Source organism: Vibrio sp. R10-SG3-ISO10, from assembly GCF_059834185.1.
Map to the genome: position 1 here is coordinate 19,478 of NZ_JCBDHG010000020.1, position 12,219 is coordinate 31,696.

A 12,219-nucleotide genomic window follows, 5' to 3' on the forward strand; every position below is an offset into this window, starting at 1 on the left:
GCTGACTGTGCCGACAAAGCTATTTTACGACAACTAGCCCAGTCAAATTTGCGAGGATTGAACACTTTTGGCAGTAAGTTATAGAGTACTCAGTGGTTTATCTGCGACTGAGTTACTCTTTGATCGTATTATCCTGCGTACTTACGCCACAGTTTTGTTGCGCTTCGATCGCTGCCACTTCTTTATCCAGTTCTGCGATTTTAGCTTCCATTAACTGGTGACAATGCTCAGCAAGAGCGCGGGCATCACTCAGGTTGTATTGAGTGGTATCAATTGGCTCAAGCATTTCAGTGATCACCACACCATTGTTACGACGGTTAAGGTCAATCTTGTTGTGCGTAGTGCTCACTACCATAGGTGTGATGGGCACACCGGCTTCAATTGCCATACGAAAGGCACCGGTTTTAAACGGTAGCAATCCTCTCCCTTTACTGCGGGTACCTTCCGGGTAGGCCCAAACGGACAGGTCGCGCTGGTGGATGGCTTCCGCAACTTGCTTAATCGTATCGCGAGCTTTGGACTTATCTTGGCGGTTAATCAAAATATTGCCTGTGATCCAATACAGTTGACCAAAAAACGGTACCCAAATCAGTTCTTTCTTACCTAATGAAACGGTACGTGGTCTTAGCATTCCCGGTGAAGTAACAAAGTCATACACGCTTTGGTGGTTAGAAATATAAACACTGTTTTTCGGCGTAGGCGCTCGTTCTAACCCGCGCTGAATCAGTTTTAAACCTACCAGTTTGTGCAGTTGGTTAAACCAACGACAAAAGAAATACACATGCCGCGGATTTCTGGGGCTAAACAGGCAATAAACCATAGCGAAGAGGGTCATAAACACGATAAAAATAGCAGCCAATACAAGGCGAAGAATACTTAACAAAACGCGCTCCTTCCGTTATCCAACCCACGTATGAGTGGTCAATCTGGTTGATACAGTTAGAGTTTTAATTCTATTTAACCAAATTGCAACAAGTTTTGCTGGCACTTGGGTGGTAATCAATTATAAAGCCAATTACTATGCAGTAAGTTCCACTTCGGTAGCAAAACTATGTCTTCAAGTTCTTCTTTTTACGAGCAAAATGCGGAACAACTGTGCGCTCAATATAACGCTCTCCGAGCGGAATCAGTGAATAGCGCTTGGCGCCTCTATTGGCCTATTTCGGGGGATAAAGTCCTTGATGTCGGTGCAGGGTGTGGGCGTGATGCGAAGTGGATGGCGGAGTCTGGTTGTGAAGTGTATGCCATCGAACCTTGTCAGGCTTTACGCAATCTAGGCAATGAACACACAGGGGAATCTGTTGTTTGGCTTGATGATTCGTTACCCGCTTTGTCTCGCACAACCAACTTAGGTATTCGGTTTGATGTGATTCTGGTCAGCGCTGTTTGGATGCATCTTGCTCCGACCACAGAAAGCGCGCATTCAGAAAGCTCGCCAACCTTCTCGCACCCAATGGAAAGTTGATCATTTCTCTCCGTCACGGTGAATTTGATGATGGTCGGGTGAGCTATGACGTCTCGGTTGAGGAGTTGGAACAACTCTCTAAAGATAGTGCTCTATTGGTGCGCGACGTTACTGACCAATCGGATCAACTCAATCGTTCTGATGTTTCATGGCAAACTGTTGTCATGACATTACCTGATGATGGTTCTGGTGACTTAAATAAAGTCCGCCATATCATCGTTAATGACACTAAGTCAGCCACGTACAAATTGGCGTTACTACGTACTTTGCTACGTATCGCTGACGCACACTCGGGGGCGGTTATAGATCGAAGTGACGGCAAGGTAGCTATCCCCTTAGGTTTGGTTGCTCTTTACTGGAACCGTCAGTTTAAGCGCCTGATAGACATTGAAGATATTCAGCAAAGTGCCAATTCTTCGGCTGGACTTGGTTTTGTAAAGCCCGAAGGGTGGGGAAAGCTAACTCACTTAGCTGCTGAAGATCTCGCTGTTGGTTCACTCTTTACGGGTGAAGAGGCAAAAGCTTTAGACAAGGCCATTCGCGACACTTTAGCTACATTGAAGAGTGGTCCGGTCAAATACACTTACCAAAGTGATATTTCAAATCCCTATTTTCATATGCACCGTAGAAAGTCTAAGAAAACTAGCACGTATATTATCGATTTGGATTTCCTAGAAAGTTACGGTGAGTTTGTTTTGGACGAGAGTCTATGGGACTGTTTCCGTTTGTACCATTCTTGGATAGAGCCACTAGTTGTAAATCAATGGATCTTAGAAATGCAGCGCTTTGACAGGAATAAGCAGCGCAATATTTCTTTGCAAACTTACCATGACTGCCTTGTCTGGATAGACCACAAACACAATACGCGCGATGTTCGATCTAGGGTTGAGGCATTACGTAAAGGCAGTTTAGTCATGAAAAGTGTTTGGAGTGGTAAGTCACTCAAAAATGACTACCACATTGATCATTGCTTACCTTTTGCTCATTGGCCGAATAACGATAAGTGGAATTTACTGCCAACCACAGCAAAAGAGAATCTTGATAAAAAAGATCGTATTCCTACTCATTACCGTCTTTGCTCATCTCGCCAAAGGATTTTAGAGTGGTGGCAATTAGCTTGGGGCGAGAATGAGCAGTTACAACAATGCTTTTTCTCGGAAGCCACGCTTGCCTTACCGAATGTCCCAAACCAATGCCGCGACTTTGAACAAGTCTTTGAAGCTCTTGGCCTTCAGGTAAGAGGGGTTAAGAGTCGATTATTGGTTGGTGAGTGGTGAGACCAATTTTAGGTCTCACGAAACCGAGTAATTTTCTAACTTCTCTTCGCTCATCGTTCCTTGCTTACCACTCTCCATCTGCAAAATCATGGTTTGAATTGGGATGGCGAACTCGGCGTTGTTTTGTTTGATGATGCGTTCGATGCTAAACAGCAGTTCTTGTTGCAGCTCCAAGAAACGTTCTCTGTTGGTGGTATCTAGGTGAGCAAGAATCTCTAAGTTGATGCGATAGTTATCGAATGTCGAGAAATGTACGCGTACGGGCGATTCTAGCGTGTCTGGATGAGCGACAAGCATCGCTTCAATTTCGTGCGTGATCTTTGTAACTACGGTGGTTGGGGTGCCAAATCGCAGCGCGATGTCAGTTTTAAACGGGTATCGATCACGGCGACTGTAGTTAACGATCTCCATTTTAACTAATGCGCCATTGGCGATGGTGATTTGCGTACGGTCTTTGGCGCGGATTCGGGTTGAACGCACGCCAATACGCTCAACAACACCTGAGACTTTTCCCATCTGGCAGTAATCACCGACCGAAAGTGACTTGTCTAAGAATAGAATCACACCACCAATCAGGTTTTCCATCGTAGGTCGAATGGCAAGTGCAATCGCCATCCCGCCTAAACTTAGTCCAGTAACGATGCCATACACTGGTACGCCGATTCGGTGCAATCCATAGCCGAAAATGCTGACAGCTAATGCTGAACCAACCAGTGTGCCGATAATCTGAGTAATGCTTTGGCGCAGATTTGAGGCGTTGCGAGTTTTTGCCATGGCACTGCACGTTTTATAGCCAAGCAAGTAGGCGGCCTGTGCGACCAATAACCAAACAATGAGCTCACCAGAGATCGACATAACAGACATTAACTTACCCGTTAGATTGAGCTGGTGGTTGCTCAAATAGACAAGCGAGCCAATACCTGCAGCCATAAGTAGCGGGCGTAATAGCACCAGTTTGTTGGAGCGATAAATGAACAAGGCATAAAGTGCCAATCCGGCAGATAACACCGCTAAACCTATCCATTGCCATACTGCTTGATCGGCAACTTCTAGCATGAAGAACGGCGGTAAGCTTTCAACCCAAGTAAACCAATTTGGCGGCACGAGCTTACCAGCAGACAGCGAGAAGTAGCGGTAGAAATCTTTGACAGTGCCATCACGGTTGGGTAGGTGCTTGACTAATTGATAGTTGGAATGCAGTGCTTCGACAGTTTGAGCAGAAAAAAGGAATTGTCCGTTTGGCTGCTTTTCAATCGACAGTTGAGTATTGGGGATCGTCCATCGCTCAATGCTATTTGTATCGGGAATGGAGTTTAGATCAAACGCTGGAATTCGATCGAGGATCTCTTTCATCAGCATGACGGACTCTAAAGAGATACGTGGGTACTCAGATTTAGGTTGTTGCGAGAAATCAAAGCATTGCACTGCTTTGTTGAACAGCGCATAGACAGACTGCCGAGCGCCTTCTTGCTGCTCACTCGGTAAGTTTGGTAACTGCGCGAGTTGGTTATTAGCCGCGTCGACGAGCTGATGAAAGCTATCAAATGTGGCTTTGGGGCTACTGGTGTCTGGCGGGGCGAGGGGGAACCGATCTTGTGCGTAAATCCCTGTAGTGATCACCAGTAACAAAGTTGAAATAAATACATTAATAGCTGCTTTAAACATGTTTGATAAACCTAGTCTTTCCCTGACATTTATAAGCTAATTCATATCCTTTTGATTGCATACCTATGCTTTTTTCTCTCAGCCTTTTTTCACTGGATTGTGTGCTGTTCATCAAGTCAGGTTTGATTGGTACTTTCGTTTAGTTATGTGGCGTGCAACTGGCCCTTAGATTTTGAGTTCTTGGATTAAGGTTAGCTGGTTGTTTAAGAGGTGTCTAAGCATAATAAGTGTTATTAAGTAATTGCTTTTTAAGGAAATAATTTTTCTAATGAGTGTTCACTTTTTAGATGTAAAGGGTGAGCCTTAGCGTAAAAATAGAGCATTAACTTTATAAAATGTTGGCGGTTTTATAATCATTCTTTATAGCTAGATAGCTTGTGAATCATCACTAGAAATGATGATTCATGAGTGGAAAATGAATAAAAATAGCTCAATGAGGAATAGAGCAGATGCATAACATAACAAGTAAAACCAAAGGGTTATTTACCCTTTCAACTATCGCAGTGGCTATGGCTGGAATCTCAGTGGCGAACGCTTCGCCTTCAATGGGATTCAATGAGGCTGATCTACCAACTAAGTACATCGTTAAATTTAAACAAGACGCACCTATGCCGTTTACTCGTGCTGGTGAGCCAGTTATGGCTGCTAGTGAAGTTCGCGAATCGGTGCTTCAGCAAGTTAAAGCTCGTAAGGTCGAAAAGCTAGGCTCTGAGCCAATCTACAGTGTAGAAATGGATGACAACGAGCTGTCTTCTTTGCGTACTAACGCGCAAGTGGAATACGTGGAGGTCGATCCCCCACGTTACCTGCTAAGTGAAACGACGCCGTGGGGCTACAATGCTGTGAATGCTCAGCTTTTGAATGATTCAAATGCTGGTAATCGCACGGTATGTATTATCGATTCTGGCTATGACATCAGCCACAATGACCTAAGTGGTAACCGTGTTAACGGTACCAACGATAGCGGCACAGGCTCATGGAGTTCTCCGGGCAACAACAATGCCCACGGTACGCACGTGGCTGGTACGATTGCGGCGATTGCCAATACCGAAGGTGTTAAAGGGGTAATGCCGAATCAGAATGTGAACTTACATATTGTTAAAGTGTTCAACGAATCTGGTTGGGGTTACTCATCGAGCTTAGTTAAAGCAATTCAAACTTGTGCGGATAATGGCGCCAACGTGGTTAACATGAGCTTGGGTGGTAGCCGTTCAAGTATTACTGAACAAAACGCGATGCAAGACCTTTACGACAAAGGTGTTCTGCTTATCGCAGCGGCAGGTAACTCAGGTAATACGGCACACAGCTACCCAGCATCTTATGATGCGGTAATGTCAGTTGCAGCAGTTGATACAAACAACGACCACGCTGCGTTCTCTCAAGCAACTGACCAAGTAGATATTGCAGCGCCAGGTGTAGCGGTACTTTCAACTGTGACAGTAGGTGAAGGTGTTCTGTCTGATATTACCATCAACGGTGCGAGCAGCTTTGATCGCGGCGTTGTGCCACATAACCGTAAAATCAAAACTTCCGGCAGTTACGAGTCAGCACCAGTGGCAGGTTCGTTTACCGCTCCTATCGCTGCATGTGATATCTCTTCCGGTAGCTACAACTGTGGTGATATGACGGACAAGATCTGTCTGACTGAACGTATTGAAAACCAAAGAACGGGTGTTCGACCTGAAATCAACCCAGTGAAAGCATGTTCTGATGCGGGCGCTAAAGCGGCGATTGTATACAGTAATCAAGATCTACCTGGTCTTCAGAACCCATTTGTTTTGGATGACAACGATAGCTACCGTATGGTTTCAGTTACCGTTGACCGAGCATTTGGTTTAGATCTAGCAGGTAAAGTTGGTGATACCGTGACGGTTTCTACGGAAACGGGTAAAGACTACGAGTACTACAATGGTACTTCTATGGCGACGCCACACGTAGCAGGTGTTGCAGGGCTAGTGTGGAGTTACCACCCAACCTGTACAGCAGCGCAAGTACGTAAAGCACTAAACGCAAGTGCGACAGATATTGATGTAGCAGGACGTGATGATCGCACGGGTCATGGCCTGGTTAATGCAGATGCTGCAAAAACTTACCTAGATGTGGGCTGTAATGGTCCTGTCGATACAAGCACTGTACTAGAAAACGGTGTGGCGAAAGGCCCTCTATCTGGCGCAAGCAAATCAGGCACGGTTTACACCTTTGAAGTCCCTGCAAGTGCAACAAAAGCGACATTCAAGCTAACTGGCGGTAGCGGTGATGCGGATATGTATGTTCGTTTTGACGGTACACCGACAACAAGAACATACGATTGCCGTTCATGGGAAAGCGGTAACAACGAATCTTGTTCTCTGGATGTCACTCAAGCTGGCACATACCAAGTATTGATCGATGGTTACTCGGCGTACTCAGGTGCTTCGCTTGTTGCTACTCACAACGGTTCTGACAATGGTGGTCAAGCACCATCGAACTACAGCAACCAAAATGCAATGGCGATTCCAGACAACAGCGCGCTAGGTGCAACGAGTGAGATCGATGTACTGCGTTCTGGTGATTCTGGTACAGTGACAGTTGCAGTTGATATTAGCCATAGCTATGTGGGTGACCTTAACGTCACGCTGACTTCACCAACCGGTGGTCAAGTTGTGCTGCATGAAAATACGGGTGGTTCAGCAAATGACATTCGTACTAGCTTCCAAGCCAACTTTACTGGCTTTGAGTCAAAAGGTAACTGGAAACTAAAAGCGGTAGATAGTGCTCGCCAAGATACAGGTACGATCAACAGCTGGTCACTGTCATTTCAATAAGGAGTGAATATGAAGAAGCAAGTGTTTTATGGCGTTGGTTTAATTGCCTTGCTGATGAGTGCGGTTGCGACATTGAGCCATGCTGATAACCCAGCGTTTCCACCTGTTGATGAAAGACAGGCAGAAGCAGAGGCTCAATCAACCCGATTCTTTGTGAAGTATCATAAAGGTACTGAACAGCAGACTCGCGAGCTTCTTCAATCTTACCAGCTAGACGTTGTCGAAACGTTAGACAGCCAACAAGTGCTGGTAGTATCGGGCAGCCAGCAGCAAGTCGATAAACTGACATCCAGTCAATACATCGACTATGTTGAGCCAGAACCAATTCGAAGCTTATACTCGCAATAATACCAACCAGAATAAATATCTGGTCATGCTTGCTGGTTAAAATCGCTGATAGCTGCGTTATGGCTATGTTTTCAAAGAATGGTGTAGGTAGGTCAACTAGCTAGCTGCAATCCATGCCTTGCTATAAGCGATTTTTCCTGCGCAATTATCTGAGCACCTATTTATACTGATTGGTATAACAAAACGCCCCATCGAGAGATGGGGCGTTTTTTATTTTGTCTTAACCACTTAAACTACGCTCATTAAGGCGTAGGAAAGAAATTATGAGAGCGATAGGAATAGACGGTTGTAAAGCCGGCTGGGTAATTTGGCAGGTTTCTGATGGTGTTCCCACTTGCCAAATTGTGCCTGAGATAGCAGATGCGGTACCGTTGATCCAACAAGGCACAGCATTGATTGATATTCCTATTGGTTTTAGTGATACCGCTAGTCCTGACCGAGCATGTGATAAAGCGGCGCGTCGATTTTTAAGCCCTAAACGTGGCTCGTCGGTTTTCCCGGTTCCTTGCCGAGAGGCGACTTACGCAAACACGTACCAAGAGGCGTGTGATATCAACGTCGCTCGGCTTGGTAAGAAGCTATCTAAGCAAAGTTGGTTTATTTTGCCAAAGGTCAAGCAAGTTGATCAGCTGCTTAACCAATTTCCTAATCTATATCTTCGAGAGTCACACCCAGAAGTAGTTTTTGCAGCGTTAAATAATAGACAGCCATTAGACTATGGGAAGAAGAGTCGGGAAGGCTATCAAGAACGACTGGCGATCATCCAAGCCATCACTCCATTAGAGTGGGTAAGGGTTTTAGAGCATCAGATAGAATTGACGTTAGCGAAACATGCCAGCCCAGATGATTTAGTGGATGCTTTCGTTTTGATGTTGGCTGCAAAGCATTCTCAGCACTTAAGCTGCTTACCCGAAGTACCAGATAAAGACTCAACAGGGCGAGTGAGGGAAATTGTTTACTGGCAGCCACAAAGCCAATAACAGGTGAGCGCAATCAAAAACGCCAGAAGATAGGGCTTCTGGCGTGTTGTTTTAATTTATTGGCCTGAGCTTAAAGCTTAGACTGTGCTCGACTTAATCGGTCATGAACAGCCAACCACTCGTCTGAGATAGGTGGATGTTCAACCCAGATCTCTTCGCAGCCCCATTTATCTGCTTCATCTAACGCGCGATAAAGGTCGTGAGAATAGTCAGCCACATCTGATGGCATTTGCTTCGACTTAAAGCTTTGGTTTTCAATCGCCGAAATATGCAGGCAGGCAATGTTACTTCCTTCAGCGTTTTCAATCTCAGCAAGGTCAACCAAACGTACTCTGGTATTAGGTTGGTAGTGGCTAGTCACATTCCCCGGAACGGCAACAGTGTGTGCCTTCGGTGACTGCACTTCTTCGCCCAGCGTTTCTGATAGCTGCGCTGCTGTCACCGGACCGCTGCGCAAAATACGGAAAGGTTTTTGGGTTAGGTCAATGATGGTTGACTCTAAACCATGAGCACAGTTACCGCCGTCGAGTACAGCCGCAATTCTGCCCCCTAAAGAGTTGAGCACGTGCTCGGCTGACGTGGGGCTAAGTTTTTTATATGGATTTGCTGAAGGCGCTGCAACAGCCATACCTGAAGATTTCAGCAAAGTAGCAAACACTTCATGAGCGGGCATGCGAATGCCTATGGTGTCCAAACCGCCGGTTACCACTGGTGTTGCTTGGTCAGCTTTATTGAGCAGTACAGTCACAGGTCCAGGCCAGTACGCTTTGGCAATGGTGTACGCTTCTTGAGGAATGTCTTTTGCCCACTCAGACAGTTGCTCGACCTCTCCAATATGAACGATCAGTGGATGATTCGCTGGTCTACCTTTGGCGGCAAAGATCTTTTTCACCGCTTCTGGGTTTGATGCATCTGCAGCAAGGCCATAAACGGTTTCAGTCGGAATCGCAACAAGCTCGCCAGATGCGAGAATGTCTTTAGCTTGTTCGATATCTTTGCTGTCACTTGCCAAAAGGTGTTGCGTGTTCAATGTCTCTTCCTCAAACAACCAATAGGGTTAGAAAATCTAAGCGGGCTATTTTAACCATGTTTCACAAAGTTTCGACGTTTAATTGAGTATGAATTGTATCTATCGATAAGTTTTTTCTATATCAGTCGATCTTTCAATCGCTTAACGCCACGATTAATATTGGTGACTAGGGTTAGTTTGGCGGCAAGGAGCAATAGAGTGGAACAGAGTTACGATTACATTGTGATAGGTGGTGGGATAGTCGGTGTATCGACGGCTTGGCAACTACAGAATCGCTATCCGGATAAGTCCATTCTCTTGCTAGAAAAAGAGCAGCAACTCTCATCCCATCAAACCGGACACAACAGTGGTGTGATTCACGCTGGTGTCTACTATGCGCCTGGAAGTTTGAAAGCGGAGTTTTGTAAGGCCGGAGTTGCCGCTACAATCGACTTCTGTAACAAACATAATATTAAGGTCGAGAACTGTGGCAAATTGCTGGTTGCAACAAGCCCAATTGAAGTCGAGCGTATGCAAGCGCTGTATACCCGTTGTCAGCAAAATGGCATAGAGGTTGAACTGATCGATCAGCAAGAGCTTAAAAGGCGCGAACCTAACATTGTTGGGTTGGGGGCTATTGCCGTTTCAGCCACCAGTATTGTGGATTATCGCCAAGTCACCGAGGCGATGGCACAAGAGTTCCGCCAAGCGGGCGGACAGGTGCGCCTTGGAACACCTGTGGTGAACTTACAAGAGTACTCAGATAGGGTAGAGGTCTCGGTTGTCAGTGACGGCCGGGCGCAATTACTTCGAGGTCAGTTTTTGGTCGTCTGTTCGGGGTTAATGGCCGATCGCATGACCAAGATGATGGGGCTACAAACGGATTTTCAGATCATTCCTTATCGCGGTGAATATTACCGCCTTGCGCCTAAGTACAACCAGATCGTCAACCATCTAATTTACCCAATTCCTGATCCCGATTTACCTTTTCTTGGTGTTCATCTCACTCGTATGATTGATGGCAGTGTCACTGTTGGACCGAATGCGGTGCAAGGATGGAAAAGGGAAGGTTACTCACGCATTAACTTTAGTTTTCGCGATGTGTGCGAAATGCTCTCGTTCAGTGGTTTCTGGAAAGTGACGGCTAAGCATCTAAAAACGGGGTTAATTGAGACGAAAAACTCTTGGTGGAAAGCAGGCTATTTGAAATTGGTGAATAAGTACTGCCCAAAAATTCGAGTTGAAGATCTTGAGCCCTATCCTGCAGGGATTAGAGCTCAAGCTGTGCTAAAAGATGGCACGCTAGTACACGATTTTCTGTTTGCAGAAAGCCCGCGTAGCTTGCACGTGTGCAATGCCCCTTCACCCGCAGCGACCTCTTCTATCCCAATAGGTAGCTATATTTGCGACAAGATTGCGAGCAAGCAAGCTAAGACTATTCAAGACCATTAATTTGCTTAATAAGGTCGAGAAACAAAGCGTGCCCAATAGGGATTAGCTCGTCCTCAAAGTCATAGTCAGGGTTATGTAGCTGAGGTGTGTCGACACCGGCTCCCAAAGCAAACATTGCCCCTTGCTTTGCTACTGCGGTGAATTGGCCAAAATCTTCAGACCAGCGCATAGGTTCATCCAGCAAGATGTATTCCGTGGATGTGTTGCGGCAAGCCTGAACGACGCGATCACAGCCTTCATTTGAGTTAACACTTGCCTGAAAAACATCATCAAAACTGAATTCTATTTCTAATCCGGCCTTGAGAGCACAATCGCGCGCGAACTTTTGTGTGATCTCTACTAAGGTGTCCATTGCTTGATTGGTTTCGCTACGAAGTGTTGCCATGACAACGGCATCTCCAGGGGCAGTACCAAAAGCCACTTCGCCAAGTTTGGCATGGATGACGGTAACCCATAGTTTATCTTCGACGCCTTGTTCGGCTAACTCTTCTGGAAGCTGGTTGAGTTTTTCGATGATCTGGCACATTGCTCTAGCGGGGCTGATACCATCTTCAGGATGTGCGGCATGTGATGTTTTGCCGCTGAGCTTAATGATGATGCCGCGAGAAGCACAATTAAAAGTCCCTGCTCGTACTGCTACCGAGCCAAGTTTTAGGCCTGGGTAGTTATGTAGCGCAAAGGCGTAGTCTGGTTTTAGGGGAGCGAATTTCTCATCGTTGACCATATCAATCGCGCCAGCCCCTGTTTCTTCCGCTGGCTGAAAACAAAGTATCACTCTTCCAGATTGCGGTTTGCGAGTCGCGAGTGTCGCGCCCAAAGCAGAGATAATCGCCATATGACCATCGTGGCCACATTTATGTGACACGCCATCAAGGATAGAGCGATGGTCAAAGGTGTTGTGTTCGTGTATTGGTAGGGCGTCTAATTCGCAGCGTATTAAGGTTGAAGGTCCTGCTTCTTGACCGTAGAAGACAAATGCGACGCCATGACCACCAAGCTGAGTGTGGACTTCATCCGGCGAGAAGCTTTCAAACACGTGAGTTATACGCAGAGCCGTTTGTTGCTCTTGATGTGAAAGTTCGGGGTGCTGGTGAATGTTTTTTCTAAGCTGAGTAAGTTGGGGGAGATCTAACATGTGCTATCCATACACTTTTTAACCAGTGAAATACTATACGCTGAGGCTAAAAACAGTATGTTGATGAGGCTCTAACTATCTAAA

The 12,219-nt window shown here is 46.0% G+C and carries 8 protein-coding genes and 1 pseudogene; 5 read left to right on the top strand and 4 right to left on the bottom strand.

The annotated features are described in order from the left end of the window. Nucleotides 1–112: 112 nt before the first annotated feature. Nucleotides 113–883: a 1-acylglycerol-3-phosphate O-acyltransferase gene (locus AC6R16_RS10100; RefSeq protein ID WP_239826372.1), complete on the bottom strand. Its 771-nt coding sequence runs from the start codon at nucleotides 881–883 to the stop codon at nucleotides 113–115. A 168-nt stretch (nucleotides 884–1,051) separates the two neighbouring features. Here AC6R16_RS10100 and AC6R16_RS10105 point away from each other — a divergent pair. Then, a pseudogene (locus AC6R16_RS10105) lies at nucleotides 1,052–2,742 on the top strand (class I SAM-dependent methyltransferase). A gap of 15 nt (nucleotides 2,743–2,757) precedes the next feature. On the opposite strand, the gene AC6R16_RS10110 reads toward AC6R16_RS10105, so the two are convergent. After that, the gene (locus tag AC6R16_RS10110) at nucleotides 2,758–4,407 is read right to left on the bottom strand and encodes a mechanosensitive ion channel family protein (protein WP_500674300.1); all 1,650 of its coding nucleotides are present in this window, start codon (nucleotides 4,405–4,407) and stop codon (nucleotides 2,758–2,760) included. Nucleotides 4,408–4,856: 449 nt separating this feature from the next. On the opposite strand from AC6R16_RS10110, the gene AC6R16_RS10115 reads away from it, so the two are divergent. The 3 genes from AC6R16_RS10115 (at nucleotide 4,857) to AC6R16_RS10125 (ending at nucleotide 8,539) form a co-directional block, all read left to right on the top strand. After that, the gene (locus AC6R16_RS10115) at nucleotides 4,857–7,211 is read left to right on the top strand and encodes a S8 family serine peptidase (RefSeq protein WP_500674301.1); all 2,355 of its coding nucleotides are present in this window, start codon (nucleotides 4,857–4,859) and stop codon (nucleotides 7,209–7,211) included. 9 nt (nucleotides 7,212–7,220) lie between these two features. Further along, on the top strand, nucleotides 7,221–7,559 hold the full coding sequence (locus AC6R16_RS10120) for an ATPase (RefSeq protein ID WP_500674302.1): 339 nt from the start codon (nucleotides 7,221–7,223) through the stop codon (nucleotides 7,557–7,559). A 263-nt stretch (nucleotides 7,560–7,822) separates the two neighbouring features. After that, nucleotides 7,823–8,539, top strand: a complete 717-nt coding sequence (locus tag AC6R16_RS10125; protein ID WP_500674303.1) for a DUF429 domain-containing protein — start codon at nucleotides 7,823–7,825, stop codon at nucleotides 8,537–8,539. Nucleotides 8,540–8,609: 70 nt separating this feature from the next. On the opposite strand, the gene AC6R16_RS10130 is transcribed toward AC6R16_RS10125, so the two are convergent. Then, complete coding sequence (locus AC6R16_RS10130; protein ID WP_500674304.1) at nucleotides 8,610–9,569, bottom strand: L-threonylcarbamoyladenylate synthase; 960 nt, start codon at nucleotides 9,567–9,569, stop codon at nucleotides 8,610–8,612. Nucleotides 9,570–9,767: 198 nt separating this feature from the next. Here AC6R16_RS10130 and lhgD point away from each other — a divergent pair, with 198 nt between their 5' ends. Beyond that, the gene (gene lhgD / locus AC6R16_RS10135; protein WP_500674305.1) at nucleotides 9,768–11,000 is read left to right on the top strand and encodes an L-2-hydroxyglutarate dehydrogenase; all 1,233 of its coding nucleotides are present in this window, start codon (nucleotides 9,768–9,770) and stop codon (nucleotides 10,998–11,000) included. Here the strand turns inward: lhgD and AC6R16_RS10140 are convergent. Continuing rightward, nucleotides 10,984–12,135: an amidohydrolase gene (locus tag AC6R16_RS10140; RefSeq protein WP_500674306.1), complete on the bottom strand. Its 1,152-nt coding sequence runs from the start codon at nucleotides 12,133–12,135 to the stop codon at nucleotides 10,984–10,986. The genes lhgD and AC6R16_RS10140 overlap by 17 nt on opposite strands. Between the last annotated feature and the right edge of the window lie 84 nt (nucleotides 12,136–12,219).